The 14,094-nt window shown below is 68.4% G+C and carries 19 protein-coding genes; 9 read left to right on the top strand and 10 right to left on the bottom strand.

All coding sequences use genetic code 11. The features are described from left to right. Positions 1-3: 3 nt before the first annotated feature. Positions 4-954, bottom strand: coding sequence for a carbohydrate kinase family protein (locus ABD768_RS07885; RefSeq protein ID WP_343982355.1), 951 nt, complete (start codon positions 952-954; stop codon positions 4-6). Continuing rightward, positions 951-1,985 carry a class II fructose-bisphosphatase gene (gene glpX, locus ABD768_RS07880; RefSeq protein WP_344838941.1) on the bottom strand — a complete coding sequence of 345 codons (1,035 nt, stop codon included), beginning with the start codon at positions 1,983-1,985 and terminating at the stop codon, positions 951-953. Before glpX ends, ABD768_RS07885 begins: the two co-directional genes overlap by 4 nt. A gap of 62 nt (positions 1,986-2,047) precedes the next feature. Here glpX and ABD768_RS07875 point away from each other — a divergent pair, with 62 nt between their 5' ends. Together ABD768_RS07875 and ABD768_RS07870 are read left to right on the top strand one after the other, a co-directional pair. Continuing rightward, positions 2,048-2,665, top strand: a complete 618-nt coding sequence (locus ABD768_RS07875) for a DUF4245 domain-containing protein (protein ID WP_343982360.1) — start codon at positions 2,048-2,050, stop codon at positions 2,663-2,665. Between the two features lie 120 nt (positions 2,666-2,785). Beyond that, entirely contained in the window at positions 2,786-3,460 is a 675-nt protein-coding gene (locus tag ABD768_RS07870) for a nucleotidyltransferase family protein (protein ID WP_343982363.1), read from the top strand. Positions 3,461-3,469: 9 nt separating this feature from the next. Here the strand turns inward: ABD768_RS07870 and ABD768_RS07865 are convergent, their stop codons facing one another. After that, a complete protein-coding gene (locus ABD768_RS07865) occupies positions 3,470-3,790 on the bottom strand; it encodes a DMT family transporter (RefSeq protein WP_344838938.1) in 321 nt (106 codons plus the stop codon). Then, positions 3,790-4,389, bottom strand: coding sequence for a flavodoxin family protein (locus tag ABD768_RS07860; RefSeq protein ID WP_343982370.1), 600 nt, complete (start codon positions 4,387-4,389; stop codon positions 3,790-3,792). Before ABD768_RS07860 ends, ABD768_RS07865 begins: the two co-directional genes overlap by 1 nt. Before the next feature lie 41 nt (positions 4,390-4,430). Between ABD768_RS07860 and ABD768_RS07855 the strand changes: the two genes are divergently transcribed. Then, positions 4,431-5,057: a TetR/AcrR family transcriptional regulator gene (locus tag ABD768_RS07855; protein WP_343982373.1), complete on the top strand. Its 627-nt coding sequence runs from the start codon at positions 4,431-4,433 to the stop codon at positions 5,055-5,057. Here the strand turns inward: ABD768_RS07855 and ABD768_RS07850 are convergent. Together ABD768_RS07850 and xseA are read right to left on the bottom strand one after the other, a co-directional pair. Continuing rightward, positions 5,054-5,284 (bottom strand): exodeoxyribonuclease VII small subunit, encoded by a 231-nt coding sequence (locus ABD768_RS07850; protein ID WP_343982376.1) that lies wholly within the window; start codon positions 5,282-5,284, stop codon positions 5,054-5,056. The two genes, ABD768_RS07855 and ABD768_RS07850, sit on opposite strands and share 4 nt — an antisense overlap. Then, on the bottom strand, positions 5,281-6,495 hold the full coding sequence (gene xseA / locus ABD768_RS07845) for an exodeoxyribonuclease VII large subunit (protein WP_343982379.1): 1,215 nt from the start codon (positions 6,493-6,495) through the stop codon (positions 5,281-5,283). The genes ABD768_RS07850 and xseA overlap by 4 nt, the downstream gene beginning before the upstream one ends. Positions 6,496-6,554: 59 nt before the next feature. Between xseA and ABD768_RS07840 the strand changes: the two genes are divergently transcribed. The 5 genes from ABD768_RS07840 (at position 6,555) to ABD768_RS07820 (ending at position 10,636) form a co-directional block, all read left to right on the top strand. Then, the gene (locus ABD768_RS07840) at positions 6,555-7,061 is read left to right on the top strand and encodes an HAD domain-containing protein (protein WP_344838932.1); all 507 of its coding nucleotides are present in this window, start codon (positions 6,555-6,557) and stop codon (positions 7,059-7,061) included. A gap of 221 nt (positions 7,062-7,282) precedes the next feature. Further along, positions 7,283-7,690: a hypothetical protein gene (locus tag ABD768_RS07835; protein ID WP_344838929.1), complete on the top strand. Its 408-nt coding sequence runs from the start codon at positions 7,283-7,285 to the stop codon at positions 7,688-7,690. A 10-nt stretch (positions 7,691-7,700) separates the two neighbouring features. Next, positions 7,701-8,930 (top strand): sensor histidine kinase, encoded by a 1,230-nt coding sequence (locus ABD768_RS07830; protein WP_344838927.1) that lies wholly within the window; start codon positions 7,701-7,703, stop codon positions 8,928-8,930. Continuing rightward, a complete protein-coding gene (locus ABD768_RS07825; RefSeq protein ID WP_344838924.1) occupies positions 8,927-9,562 on the top strand; it encodes a response regulator in 636 nt (211 codons plus the stop codon). Before ABD768_RS07830 ends, ABD768_RS07825 begins: the two co-directional genes overlap by 4 nt. Positions 9,563-9,604: 42 nt before the next feature. Beyond that, entirely contained in the window at positions 9,605-10,636 is a 1,032-nt protein-coding gene (locus ABD768_RS07820) for a 4-hydroxy-3-methylbut-2-enyl diphosphate reductase (protein WP_344838922.1), read from the top strand. Here the strand turns inward: ABD768_RS07820 and ABD768_RS07815 are convergent. The 3 genes from ABD768_RS07815 to ABD768_RS07805 all read right to left on the bottom strand — a co-directional run bounded on the left by ABD768_RS07815 (position 10,633) and on the right by ABD768_RS07805 (position 12,303). Continuing rightward, the gene (locus tag ABD768_RS07815) at positions 10,633-11,262 is read right to left on the bottom strand and encodes a hypothetical protein (RefSeq protein ID WP_343982398.1); all 630 of its coding nucleotides are present in this window, start codon (positions 11,260-11,262) and stop codon (positions 10,633-10,635) included. The two genes, ABD768_RS07820 and ABD768_RS07815, sit on opposite strands and share 4 nt — an antisense overlap. Next, positions 11,252-11,827 (bottom strand): SigE family RNA polymerase sigma factor, encoded by a 576-nt coding sequence (locus ABD768_RS07810; protein ID WP_343982401.1) that lies wholly within the window; start codon positions 11,825-11,827, stop codon positions 11,252-11,254. The genes ABD768_RS07815 and ABD768_RS07810 overlap by 11 nt, the downstream gene beginning before the upstream one ends. Before the next feature lie 77 nt (positions 11,828-11,904). Continuing rightward, positions 11,905-12,303, bottom strand: a complete 399-nt coding sequence (locus ABD768_RS07805; RefSeq protein ID WP_343982404.1) for a winged helix-turn-helix transcriptional regulator — start codon at positions 12,301-12,303, stop codon at positions 11,905-11,907. An 89-nt stretch (positions 12,304-12,392) separates the two neighbouring features. On the opposite strand from ABD768_RS07805, the gene ABD768_RS07800 reads away from it, so the two are divergent. Then, positions 12,393-13,001, top strand: coding sequence for an NAD(P)-dependent oxidoreductase (locus ABD768_RS07800; RefSeq protein WP_344838917.1), 609 nt, complete (start codon positions 12,393-12,395; stop codon positions 12,999-13,001). Positions 13,002-13,011: 10 nt separating this feature from the next. On the opposite strand, the gene ABD768_RS07795 is transcribed toward ABD768_RS07800, so the two are convergent. Further along, the gene (locus tag ABD768_RS07795; RefSeq protein ID WP_343982410.1) at positions 13,012-14,061 is read right to left on the bottom strand and encodes an aromatic ring-hydroxylating oxygenase subunit alpha; all 1,050 of its coding nucleotides are present in this window, start codon (positions 14,059-14,061) and stop codon (positions 13,012-13,014) included. Between the last annotated feature and the right edge of the window lie 33 nt (positions 14,062-14,094).

Genomic DNA, 14,094 nt, shown 5'->3' with positions numbered 1-14,094 from the left:
TGGTCAGCCCCAGGTGGCGGTGTGTTCGGCGGCGGTCGGTGGGTCGGCGCCGTGGCGGGTGCAGGTGATGGCGGCGGCCTTCACGGCGTAGTCGACGACGTCGTGGAGGGTTTGCGCGTCCAGGCCGTTGAGGCGTACTTCGCCGAGCAGGCCGCGGGATTGCAGGCCGGCGATCAGGGCTGACATGAAGGAGTCGCCGGCGCCGACGGTGTCGACGACCTTGATCGCGGGGGCAGTCACCTCGACCCGCGCGGAGCGGCTGATACCGATCGCGCCTTCGCCGCCGCGAGTGATGACGACGCATTGAGTCCGGTCGACCGACAGCAGCTCGGCCGCGATCTCGTCCGGCGTCATCCCGGGTCGCAGGAACTCGCAGTCCTCGTCGCTCAGCTTCACCAGATCGGCCGACGCCGCCAGCACCCGTACGGCGGCCCACGTGCTCTCCGCGTCGGGAGTGATCGTCGGGCGCGCGTTCGGATCGAGCGTCACGGTGACGGGCTGGTCGGCCAGTGAGGCGAGGAACGTCCGGATCGCCGCCGCACCCGGTTCGAGCACCGTCGCGATCGAGCCGGTATGGACGGCAGGGCAGCCGCGTCGCAGCGACAGCGCCGGCGGCTCCCAGGCGATGTCGAACCGGTACGACGCAACCCCGGCCGCGTCGAGCGTGGCCGTCGCCGTACTGGTCCGGAACGTCGGGTCGACCGAGCCGGGGGAGAGCTGGACCCCGTTGCCGAACAGGTGAGCGCCGAGCTGATCGCCGTACGGGTCGGTGCCGAAGCGGGTCACCAGCTCGGTCGGCAGCCCGAGCCGCGCCAACCCGACCGCCACGTTGGCCGGCGACCCACCGGGCGTCGCCTTCGAGCCGTTCTTGCCGTTCCGCCCGGACCCGTTGCCGTTCCCGCTGGAGACGATGTCGACCAGAGCCTCGCCGATCACGAGGACGGGTGCCGTCATCGGGCGTGCTCGAAGTCGATGGCGGAGTAGGCGCGCAGCTTGGACAGCTGGTGTTCGCTCTCGATGCTGCGGATCGTGCCGCTGTGCGAGCGCATCACCAGCGAGTGGGTGCGGGCGATCGAGCTGCGGTAGCGGACGCCGCGGAGCAGTTCGCCGTCGGTGATGCCGGTGGCGACGAAGAAGCAGTCGTCGCCGCTGACCAGGTCGTCGGTCGACAGCACCCGGTCGAGGTCGTGGCCGGCGTCCAGAGCCTTCTGCCTTTCGTCGTCGTCCTTCGGCCAGAGCCTGCCCTGGATCATCCCGCCCATGCATTTCATCGCACAGGCGGCGATGATGCCTTCCGGCGTACCACCGATGCCGATCAGCATGTCGAGGCCGGTGTCCGGCCGCGCAGCCTCGACGGCGCCCGCGACGTCGCCGTCGCTGATGAACTTGATCCGCGCGCCGGTCGCCCGGATCTGCGCGGCCAGGTCGTCGTGCCGCGGCCGGTCGAGCAGTACGACGGTGACGTCGTCGACCGACGAGCCCTTCGCCTTCGCGACCAGCCGGATGTTCTCGGCGACGGGCAGCCGGATGTCGACCACGTCGGCGGCCTCGGGACCGACCACGAGCTTCTCCATGTAGAAGACCGCGGACGGGTCGTACATCGTGTTGCGCGGCGCCACCGCCATCACGGCGATCCCGTTCGCCATCCCCTTGGCGACCAGCGTCGTACCGTCGACCGGGTCGACCGCGACGTCGCACTCCGGGCCCTCGCCCGAACCGACCTGCTCGCCGTTGTAGAGCATCGGGGCGTTGTCCTTCTCGCCCTCGCCGATCACCACCACGCCGTTCATCCCGACGGTGCCGATCAGGGTCCGCATCGCGTTCACGGCCGCGCCGTCGGCGCCGTTCTTGTCACCGCGGCCGACCCACCGGCCCGCGGCCATCGCGGCCGCCTCGGTGACCCGGACCAGCTCCAGGGCCAGGTTGCGGTCGGGGGCGTGCTCGTCGACCTCGAGATGGGCAGGGGGAGTGGACGGGTCGTTCATGCCACGGATCGTAGCCAACGACCGGTGTCGGCCGGTTGGCGGTCTCGGGGGACACTGGTGCCATGAGTTCGACGAGTGACGGGCCGACGCGCGAGCAGGCACTGGCCCAGGCGGAGAAGGCGCTGGCCCGCGAGGAGGCGCTGGCCTACCGGGCGCAGAACAAGGTCGACCGGGCCAAGGCGCGGACGCTGACCAACATGTTCTGGGCGCTGCTGGCCTGCTTCATCGTGGTCGCGTTCCTGATGATCGTCACCTGGCGGCCGAAGGAGGAGAAGGTCCGCGAGGTCGAGTACACCGCGCAGCTGGCCGACGCCCGCAAGGTCGCCTCCTGGATCCGCGGGCCGGAGCCGATGCCGGCCGGCTGGAAGGCGACCAGCGTCGAATTCCGGGCGCCGCAGCAAAGCCCGATCAGCTGGCACCTCGGAATTGTCACCGATCAGCTGAAGTATGTCGGGCTGGAGCAGTCCAACGTGACCAGCAAAGGGTTTCCGGCCGACAAACTCGGCCGGACCGCCGACGACGGCACCTCGACGGTGAACGGCGTGGTCTGGCAGCGCAAAACGCTGACCGACCGCGAGGGCGAGCAGGCCCTGCTGCTGGTCGGCTCCGGGGTCACCACGATCGTCACCGGAAATGCCGGATATCAAGCACTTGAAACGTTCGCCGCGACCTTGAAGTGAATTCACCGAACTTATTCAGCCGTTGACACAGCGTTGTCCCGCGTTGTGAAATCGTCGGATTGGCGCCGGCGAAGGGACCTGGGATGAGTACGTCGTGCCAGGTCGAGGGTTGAGGCAGCCGTGTTCGTCACCGGTCTGGTGCTCGCCGCCGAAGGGTCGCCGCGGCTCGGCGTCCCCAAGCAACTGCTCGCGTACCAGGGTGAGACGCTGCTCGGTGCGTCGCTGGAGACGGCGCGGGAGTGTGGGTTCGACCAGCTGATCGTGACGCTGGGGACTGCTTCGGAGCAGGTACGTGAGCGCGTCGATCTGGAGGGCGCGCGGGTGGTCGAGTCGCCGCATGCAGACACGGGCAGCTCGTCGATCGTGCCGGCGCTGGACGTGGTGGACCGGCGTACCGACGGCCTGGTGATCATGCTCGGTGATCAACCCGGAGTGACATCGGCCACTGTCTGGTCGCTGGTCGCGGAGGTGGCCGGGCCGTCGACGCCGATCGGGGTCAGCCGGTACGAGAACGGCCGCGGCAATCCGTGCTGGTTCGGGCGGGAGCTGTTCGGCGAGCTGCGGCAGCTGCGCCACGACCAGGACATCTGGTCGGTGATCGGCACCGGCAACCATCCGGTCACCGATGTCGATGCCGTCGGCAACATTCCGCTGCGGGTGGACAGCTGGGACGACTACCAGTCCCTGGTCGCCCAGCCGGACTCCCTCGGCGTCGATCCCCCGGTCGTCCCACCCGCCGCCGTCCCCACCCGAGGCCGGATCACCCGCCGCTCCCTCCGCCGTCGCCGCGTCTAGTCGGCGCGTCTAGTCGGCGCCGGCCAGGCGGAGGCCTACGACGCCCGCCACGATCAGCGCGATGCAGGCGAGGCGGGTCGGGGTGATTGATTCGTGGAAGAACAAGACGCTGAGGGTGACTACGCCGATCGAGCCGAGGCCGGTCCAGACGGCGTACGCCGTGCCGACCGGTAGCCGGTCCAGGGTCTTGGAGAGCAGGACGACCGAGATGACTCCGAAGACGAGGACGCCGGCCGTCGGCCAGAACCGGCTGAACCCGTCGCTCGGCTTCAGGCTCAATGCGAAAGCGATCTCGAACGCGGCCGCCGCGATCAGTACGAGCCAAGCCATCAGGCCGCCAGCGATCCGCGCTGGTGCCGCAAGGTGACGGTGGCGACCCGGGCGCCGAGCGCTGCGGCGGTACGGAGGTCCGTCTCCGGCGGCGCCTTCTCCGCGGACAGGTCGGCGTCGGACTGCGCCATCGCGCCCAGCCAGCTGCCGAGCCGGTTGAGATCCTCGATGCTCGCGGTCGACTCGGCCCAGCCCGGGTAGATGTCCAGGCCGACCCAGATCATCCCGTGCTGGGCGGCGAACACGGCCAGGTCGACGATGCTGTTCAGCTTGTCGCCCGACATCGCCTTCGAGTTGGTGAAGCCGGCGGCGATCTTGTCCCGCCAGCCCAGGTCGGCGGCCCAGACCTTCACGCTGGCCTCGGCGAACGCCTTGAAGACGGCGCTCGGGCTGCCCATGTACGTCGGGGTGCCGAAGATGATCGCGTCGGCGGCTTCGAGCCGCTCCCACACGTCATCGGTCAGCTCGTCGAGCGGTACGAGCTCGGCGACGGCTCCCGGTACTGCGGCCGCGCCCGCCGCGACGGCCTCGGCCTGCCGAGCGGTGTGGCCCATGCCGGAGTGGTACGCGACCGCGATCCGGGCGGTGGTGTTGCTCATGGTGCTTCCTCCAAGGTCTTGAGCGGACTACAGTCCGTCTTATGAACGACCATAACGGACCACGGTCCGTTTCTCAAGGAAGTCTGCCGATCGTCGGTGAGCCGCGCCCGGAGCGGGCCGACGCCCGGCGCAACCGGCTGAAGGTGCTGGAGGCGGCGGAGCGGCTGTTCGCCGAGCACGGGGTGAAGAACGTGTCGTTGGATGCGATCGCGCTCGAGGCGGGCGTCGGCAAGGGCACCGTGTTCCGGCGCTTCGGAGACCGGGCGGGGTTGGCGGTGGCGCTGCTCGACGAGCGGGAGGTCGAGCTGCAGGGCAAGTTGCTGAGCGGTCCGCCGCCGCTCGGGCCGGGAGCGCCGGCCATCGAGCGGGTGACCGCGTTCCTGACGGCGTACACGGAGCTGCTCGATCGGCACGTCGAACTGTTCGCCGACAGCGAGAACGCTTCAGACGGCGCGCGGTACCGGATCGGGTCGTACCGGTTGTGGCATCGGCATGTCGCGATGCTGGTCGAGGAGGCGCGGCCGGAGCTGGATGCCGACTACACGGCGCATTTCATCCTCGCTCCGCTGGCCGCCGACCTCCACCAAGCCCTGCGCTCGGAAGGCTTTGACCTCCCGCGCATGCAGGCAGGTCTGGTCGCTGCGGCCACCGCCTTGTTAACGGCCTAGTTGGGCTTTTCTTCGTGGGCGGCCTGGGCTTCGGCGAGGCGTTTGCGGGCGCCGTCGAGCCATTGCTGGCAGGTGGTGGCGAGGGTTTCGCCGCGTTCCCACAGGGCCAGGGACTCTTCGAGGGTGGTGCCGCCGGCTTCGAGTTTGCGGACCACCTCGACCAGTTCCTCGCGGGCCTGCTCGTAGGAGAGCTCGGGGCGGGCTGCCGGCTCGGCGTTCTTGGTCATTTGCTGTCCTTTACCTCTACGTCGAAACGGCCGTCGCTGACCCGGGCGTTGAGGACATCGCCGGCCGATACCTGCGCGATCTCCCGTACTGCGGTGCCGTCGGCCAGTTGGAGCACGGAGTACCCGCGCTCGAGAGTTGCCTTGGGGGACAGGGCCCGTACGCTCGCCAGGCGGTGAGCCAGGTCGTCGCCGGCGCGGTCCAGCCGATGGGTGAGCGTGCGGCGGCTGCGGTCGACCAGGGCGGCGATCTCGTCGGCCCGGCGTTGCAGGTCCGTCGTCGGTGCGGCGAGCGATGGGCGACTGCGGATGGCGGCCAGCGCGTGGGTCTCACGGTCGAGCCAGCCGCGGATGGCGCGCAGACCGCGCTCGCGCAGGAGCCGTACGCCGTCGAGCTCTTCGCGGACGTCCGGGACGATCCGTTTGGCGGCGTCGGTCGGGGTCGATGCGCGGAGGTCGGCGACCAGGTCGAGCAGCGGCGAGTCGGGCTCGTGGCCGATGGCGCTGACGATCGGAGTACTGGCCTGGGAGACCGCCCTGATCAGACCCTCGTCGGAGAACGGCAGCAGGTCTTCGAGCGAGCCGCCGCCGCGGGCGATCACGATCACCTCGACCGACTCGTCGCCGTCGAGCTTGCGGAGCGCGTTCATCACCTCGCCGGCCGCTGCCGGACCCTGCACCGACGCATACTCGATCCGGAAGGCGACGGCCGGCCAGCGGCGCTTCGCGTTCTCCAATACGTCGCGCTCGGCGGCCGAGTCGCGGCCGCAGATCAGGCCGATCGTGTGGGGGAGGAACGGCAGCTTCTTCTTCCGGTACGACTCGAAGAGGCCTTCGGCGGCGAGCAACTGCTTCAGCCGCTCGATCCGGGCGAGCAGCTCGCCGATGCCGACGTGCCGGATCTCGCTGACCGCGAGCGCGAGGGTGCCGCGGCGGGCGAAGAAGTTGGGCTTGGCGTTCACCACTACGCGGGAGCCGTCGGTGACGGGCGGGTCGACCGCCTCGAAGACGCGCCGGTTGCAGGTGAAGCGCAGCGAGATGTCGGCGTCGGTGTCCCGCAGGGTGCCGAACACGGTCGTCGTCCCGCGCCCGATCGAGACGTCCGTCAGCTGCCCCTCGACCCAGACGGCGCCGAGCTGGTTGATCCAGCCGGCAATGCCGTTCGCGATCGTGCGAACGGCTGCAGGCGCTTCCGGCGAGGTCTCCAATGCCACCCGGCGACTCTACGGTGCCCGACCGACAATCCCCGCCAACCCCCAGTACATTGCGTGACATGCTCCGCCCGTACCTCCTCCTGGACGTAGACGGCCCCCTCAACCCGTACCGCGCGAAGACGGTCCCGCCGGGTTACCGCCTGGAGGAGATCGAGGAGGGCGAGAAGACTTGGCGGCTGTTGCTCAATCAGCAGCACGGGGCCGAGCTGACCGCACTGGCCGACACCTTCGAACTGGTCTGGGCGACGACCTGGGAGGACGGCGCCAATCGGCTCATCGCACCGAGGATCGGGCTGCCGGCAGACCTGCCGGTCATCCGCTGGCCGGCGGGTGCACGAGAGGGCGCAGAGCGCAGTCGGCGTTCGTGGAAGACCCCACATGTCGCGCGCTGGGTCGGCAGCCGGCCGTTCGTCTGGATCGACGACGAGATCAACCGGTACGACCGGATGTTCCTCGAGTCGACGCCAGGGCTGGGGTCCTTCCGGGTGCATCGGGTCGAGGCCAACCGTGGACTGGCACCGGCGGACTTCGCCGTGCTCAGGGCGTGGGGCGAGGCGAACGTCTGAGCGGCGTAAATCCTTTGCGGAGAAGGTTGACGAGGCGCATTCTTGAGGGGTGTGAACACCTCCTTGAAAGGAGTCGCCCGGATAGGGCGGGCGACTCCTTTTGCTTGCTGTAGGCAATGAACCGACCGATCGGCTGATCCGGACCCTCAGCTGGTCGGTTGGCCTGCGTTACGGCGATTTGGCCGATGTGCTGGGCAGGCGTTGGCTGCCAGGCTCGGGGTATGGATACAGAGCTTGCGGCGACGCACAGCGCCGCGTTCCGGGTTGTCAGGGCGTTGGTCGGTGGGTATCTGGCGTTGAGTGTGGCGACCGTGGTGGCGGTGTTCGTTCTTCGGCATCACGCGTCGGTTGTGACTGATGCGGTCTGGGTGCGGACGGTCATCGTCGTGGCGAGTGCGGCGGTGATGACGAGCTTTGCGGCGAGGGCGGCTCGGGGGCATGGGCGGTCGTTTCTGCGGTTGCGGATCGTTTCGGCCGTCATGCTGGTGGCGATCGCGGTCATCATCGCGATCCCTGGGGACTTCCCGGTGTGGTTGAAGGTCGAGCAAGGTGTTTGCGGACTGCTGCTGCTCGGGGTCGCGCTTGTTGTCAATGGCAAGCACCTGCGCAGCGCCTTCGACCGCGGGTAAGGTGCGAAGGGTGGAGGAGCGTCGCTGGCCAGCGTTGGTCACCGTCGTGCCGTATGTCCTACTGGGCGTTCTGGCGGTCGGCACCGCGATCATCAAGCACGATGAGCCGCGCTCGCTCGCGATCGACCTGGGCCTCTGCGCCCTGGCCGCGCTCTGGATGCTGGGCGTCTTCACCCTGCACCCGCAGTGGCGGGACCGCACGCCGCACATGCTGGTCTTCGTCGCCGGACTGCTGGTCGTCATCGCGATCCTCGTCCATCGCGACCCGTGGTTCGGGTTCTTCAGTCCGGCCGCCTACTTCTACGCCTTCGGCGTCCTGCCCTGGCCCTGGGAGTTGCCTGGCGTCGCGGCGGTGGCAGCAGTCGCCGGCAGCGCGCAAGCCTCCACGGTCGACAAGACGACAGCGGCCGGCCTCGCGATCTTCTTCGCCGTGCTGCTCGCCAACATCTTGCCGATGACCGGGTTCGCCTGGATCAACCGGCAGCGGGATCAACGCAACGACGCCCGCAAGCACGCCCTGCAAGACGTCAGCGAGGCCAACCGCAAACTCGAGGCGACGCTGGCCGAGAACGCGAAACTCCACCAGCAACTACTCGACCAGGCCCGCGAGGCGGGCGTACAGGATGAGCGGCAGCGGATGGCGCGCGAGATCCACGACACCCTCGCGCAGGGTCTGACCGGGATCATCACCCAACTACAGGCGGCAGAGAACGAAACCGCCGACGGCGATCAACAAGCGAGGAACCGTCACGTCGGGGCCGCGATCACCCTGGCCAGGGAAAGCCTCAACGAGGCAAGGCGATCCGTGCACGCGCTCCGCCCCGGCTCGCTCGACAGCGCCCGCCTCAGCGACGCACTGGCTGACGTCGCCAAGCGATGGACAGCACTGCACGACATCGAAGTACAGGTCACTACAACCGGTACTACGCTCCCGCTTCCGCCCGACGCCGAGTTGGCCCTGCTCCGTACTGCGCAGGAGGCGCTCGCCAACGTCGCCAAACACGCGCAGGCGAGCAGGGTCGGCCTGACACTGTCGTACCTGGAGGACAAGATCGCCTTGGACGTCCGCGATGATGGCAGGGGATTCGTGGCTGGTGAGGTCGACGGGGAAGGCGGGTTCGGGTTGATCGCGATGCGGCAGCGGATCGAGGCCCTGGACGGCCGTCTCCAGATCGAGTCGGAGCCGGGCGCCGGTACTGCGATCTCCGCGAGCATCCCGGTGCTGGCGGGCGACCGATGAGCGGGCCGATCAAGCTGCTCATCGCCGACGATCACCCGGTCGTACGCGACGGGTTGAGCGGGATGTTCGCGCGTGATCCCGATTTCGAAGTACTGGGTGAGGCTGCTGACGGTGCCGAGGCGCTCGCACTGGCCAAGGAGCTGCGGCCGGACGTGATCCTGATGGATCTGCGGATGCCGGGGATGGACGGGCTGACCGCGATCACCGAGCTTGCCAAGCAGGGGAGTGCGGCGCGGGTTCTGGTGCTGACGACGTATGACACCGACACGTACGTAGTACCGGCTATCGAGGCCGGGGCGACCGGGTATCTGCTGAAGGATGCGCCTCGGGATGAGCTGCTGCGCGCTGTGCGGGCGGCTGCGGCGGGGGAGTCCGTGCTGTCGCCGAGTGTGGCGAGCAGGTTGGTCAGCCGGGTCCGTACGCCGGATGCAGGGCCGCTCACCCAGCGTGAGATCGAGGTGCTGGAGCTGGTTGCGGCGGGCAACACGAACCGCGAAACGGCGGTCAGATTGTTCATCAGCGAGGCGACCGTGAAGAGTCATCTGCTGAATCTGTACCTCAAGCTCGGCGTGAACGACCGGGCCGCCGCGGTCGCCGAGGGCTTCAAGCGGGGCCTGCTGTCAGGACCGTGACGTCCACCACGGCGGGTGGGGTGTTCAGCTACGCCCCGTACGATGGGGGTCGTGACTGCCCAGCCTGAGACGACCGGTACGCCCACTTCCCTGAAGACCAAGCGGGTGCTGCTCGCGGCGCCGCGCGGGTACTGCGCGGGTGTGGACCGGGCCGTGGTGGCGGTCGAGAAGGCACTCGATCTGTACGGGCCGCCGGTCTACGTGCGCAAGGAGATCGTGCACAACAAGCACGTCGTCTCCACGCTGCAGGCGCGCGGCGCGATCTTCGTCGACGAGACCGACGAGGTGCCCGAGGGCGAGACGGTGATCTTCTCCGCGCACGGCGTCGCGCCGATCGTGCACGAGGAGGCGGCCGCGCGGCAGCTCAAGACGATCGACGCGACCTGTCCGCTGGTCACCAAGGTGCACCACGAGGCGAAGCGGTTCGCCGCGATCGACTACGACATCCTGCTGATCGGCCACGACGGGCACGAAGAAGTGATCGGTACCGCCGGTGAGGCGCCCGAGCACGTGCACCTCGTGGACGGCCCGGGCGACGTGCCGAACATCGAGGTCCGCGACCCGGAGAAGGTCGTCTGGCTGTCGCAGACCACGCTCTCGGTCGACGAGACGATGGAGACCGTACGCCGGTTGCGCGAGCGGTTCCCGAAACTGCAGAACCCGCCGAGTGACGACATCTGCTACGCCACCCAGAACCGCCAGGTCGCGGTCAAGAAGATGGCGCCGGACGTCGACCTGATGATCGTGGTCGGGTCGCGCAACTCCTCGAACTCGGTCCGGCTGGTCGAGGTCGCGCTCGAGCACGGCGCCCGCGACGGTCACCTGGTCGACTTCGCCACCGAGATCGACGAGGCCTGGCTGGTCGGCGTCGACACGGTCGGCGTGACGAGCGGCGCGAGCGTGCCGGAGATCCTGGTCCGCGACGTGCTGAGCTGGCTGGCCGAGCGTGGCTACGGCGAGGTGCAGGAGGTCACGACGGCGGAGGAGAGCCTGGTGTTCTCACTGCCGCGCGAGCTGCGTACCGACCTCAAGGCCGCCGGGATGGCGACGACGGGCACCTCCGACCACGCTTAACCAACGACGATCGGCATGCTTTTCTCGACCTTGAAAACGGCGCCGTTCGAGCCGCAGTAACGGATCCGGTAGAGGAAGGTGAAGGTCCCGGCCTTCTGGTAGGTGTGCGGATCGAGTAGCTGGTAGGTCTCGGTGCCGGTCCGGCGCGTCTTCGCGCCGGCGCAGGTCATCCCACCGCCGTCCGATCCGCCACGCTGGGAGCCGTCGCCGTAGCCTTCCTCGGTTCCGAGGCTCAGGTTGACGAAGCTCGTGTCCTTGGGTGCGTCGGTGCCGGTCTCGGGGTCCTTGGGGGCGAGGACGGTGCCGGAGACGGTCACCTTCATCGTCAGGGTGCGGCCCTTGAGGGTCGGGACGAGGACGATGGTCGCGCCGATCGGGGCGATCGCCGGGGCGGTGATCGTGGGGCTCGGCGGGTTCGAGATCGGCGGGTTGGAGTGAATGTCGGTCAGGTTCCCGGCGACGACTGCGACGACGGCGACCGCTGCGGCGGCGAGTACGGCGACTCCCGTCGTACGGCGGCGGCGGACCGTACGGACCCGGGCGAAGACTGCCTCGCTCGGTACCGCGGTCGGGGGCGGCGGGTCGGCGACCAGTTGCTGGAAGCGTTCCTTGAGTTCATCGGTCATTGGTCAGCCCTCCTCGCAGGCCGGGGCGGTCAGGGGATGTGGCGATCAGGGGGTCGGTGAAGAGGCGGTGTTCGCGCAGCTTGGTCAGGCCGCGGGAGATGTTGCTCTTCACCGTGCCGAGCGAGCAGCCCATGATCTGGGCGATCTCGGCTTCGGGCAGGTCTTCGAAGTACCGCAGGACCAGCGTCGCGCGGGTTCTTCGCGGGAGTGTGGCGAGGGCGCGGAGCAGCAGGTCGCGGTCGTCGATGGTGCCGAACTCCGAGGTGGTGCTCTTCTCCGTCGCGGCGGCTGCGGCCGGTTCGGGGAGTTCTTCGGTGGGGGTCTCGCCCTTCCACTTGCGGCGCCACCATTGGGAGCTCGTGTTCACCATCGTGGTCCGGGTGTACGACTCCAGCGCGGCGCTGTTGCGCAGGGACTTGCGGTGGAACCAGACCTTGGTGAGTGAGGTCTGCACCAGGTCCTCGGCCAGGTGCCACTCGCCGGTCAGCAGGTAGCCGAACCTCTGCAGAGCGGTGAACCGCCCGTCCACGAATGCGGCGAACTCCGCGTCCAGCCCTGGATCCATCGTCTCGCCCCCAGCGAAGGTTTTCTTACTCGGTCAGCATTGTGATGACCGAGTGGGGGCGAAAGGTTGAGTCGAGATCAGGCGTTGTCGAGGTCGTAACTGTTCTGCGCGGCGCTGATGGCCGGTACGTGCTCCTCGGCCCAGTCGCTGACCGCCCGGATCGGGGTGATCAGGGACTCGCCCATCGGGGTCAGCGTGTAGACGACGCGGGGCGGGACCTCGGCGAAGACCTCGCGGCTGATCAGGCCGTCGCGCTCGAGTCTTCTGAGGGTCTGGGTCAGGACCTTGGGCGCCACCCGGCCGATGCCGTCGCGGAGCTCGGTGAATCTGAGTGGGCCTTTGCTGAGCAGCAGCAGCGCCAGCACCGTCCACTTGTCGCCGATCCGGTCCAGGATCAGCCGGGTCGGGCAGTCCGGATCGAACACGTCGCCACGGTCGAAGAACTTGGCGGCCAGGTGTTCTCCATTAGTAACCACAAGGTACTTATAGCACGTTGAAGTAGCCAGTTACCAATGGTTACTGTCGGCGGTGTCGAGATTGCTGCCGAGGGTTTGGAGAGTTCGTCGTGAAGATCGCGGTTTATGGTGCGAGCGGGATGATCGGGAGCCGGATCGCCGCCGAGGCGGCCGGGCGTGGGCATGAGGTTGTCGGTATCACCCGGTTCGGCGGTTCGACGCCGGCCGGTGTGCAGGCTGTCACCGGGTCGGCGAACGATGCCGCGTCGGTGAAGGAGATCGCGTCCTCGGTCGACGTCGTGGTGTCGGCGATGGGGCCGAGCCGGACCGGCGGGGATCCGCAGGACTTCGTGGACGCGATCGACACGCTGATCGCGTCGGCCGGTGGGACCCGGCTGGTGGTGGTCGGTGGCGCGGGCAGCCTGCTCGCCGGTGGTCAGCGGCTGGTGGACTCACCGGACTTCCCGGAGATCTACAAGCCCGAGGCGCTGGTCGTTGCCGGGGTGCTCGACACTCTGCGTGCGACGCCGGCCGATGTCGACTGGACGCTGCTGTCGCCGGCTCCGGTGATCGCGCCGGGCGAGCGCACTGGGGTGTTCAAGCTGGGCACGGATGAGCCAGTCGGTGACCAGGTTTCTGCTGAGGACTACGCCGTCGCGCTGGTGGACGAACTCGAGCAGCCGGCCCACCGTCGTGGCCGGTTCACGGTCGCCAACTGACTCCTTTCCTTTACTGAGTAAGACTTTTGCCCAGGTAACCCCTGGCGAGCATGGTGACCCACTGGTAGACGGCGTCCTCGGCCGGCGCCAGGGGGCCGGGGCGGAAGTGCGGGGAGTCGGCGCCACGCTGGACCGACTCGCAGGCCGACCAGTCCTCGCGGTTGGTGATGTCCCAGAAGTCGACGGCGTACGACGGGTCGTCTACCTCCGCGGGGAAGTACCAGGAGCACTCGATCGCCGTCAGGCGCGGAGTACGGGGTTCGAGGCGGTGCGTCATCACGTAGTCGGGGTGCAGGGAGATCAGCAGGTTGGGGAACAGGCCGACGTAGTTGACGGTCCGTGGATCGACGCCTGGCAAGGGGATTCCGTGGGACTTGCCGTCGAGGGACATCGTCTCGGCGTCGGGCCGGAGGTCCATCAGGCCGCCGACCCAGGCGCCGGGCAGGTTCCAGTTGTCGCCTGAGGTCGGGGGCGAGACCTTGCAGAGCTCGGGGTGGATCAGTGGGCAGTGGTAGCACTCGTGGTAGTTCTCCACGATCGTCTTCCAGTTCGACGCGACGTCGTAGCTGTGCCGCGCCTTGAGGGTCAACGCCTCCGGCCGGTACGGCGCGACCAGGTCCTCGAGGCCGCCGACGTGCTCGCTGAACGGTGGGGCGGTACCGAGTGCGTTGACGAACAGCCAGCCTTGCCAGACCTCGGTAGGGAGCTCTGTGAGTCCGTACGGGCTCGGGTCGAAGGTGTCGCCCATGCGTGGGGCTGCCTTGACTGCGCCGTCCAGGTCGTAGGACCAGCCGTGGTACGGGCAGACGACGGCTCTGCGCTCACTGGAGTCGCCTTGCGGGAGTAGCTCGTGGCCGCGATGCCTGCAGGTGTTGGCGAAGGCGCGGGGCTTGTCGCTGAACGTCAGTAGTACTCCGATGTCGCCCACGGTCGTCGCGAAGTGCGTAGTACCGGCTGCTAGTTCTTCTGCTCGGCCCAGGCAGGTCCAGGTGCCGGCGAAGAAGTTGCGGCGCTCCCAGGCCAGTACTGCAGGGTCTGTGTACGCCGCCTGCGGCAGCATCACAGACTCCCCGTGAGGGCGGAGAGAGGCGGC

This window comes from Kribbella ginsengisoli (assembly GCF_039537185.1).
GTDB lineage: Bacteria > Actinomycetota > Actinomycetes > Propionibacteriales > Kribbellaceae > Kribbella > Kribbella koreensis.
The sequence above is the reverse complement of the archived record's forward strand: the minus strand, read 5'-3'. Positions and strand labels throughout refer to the sequence as shown.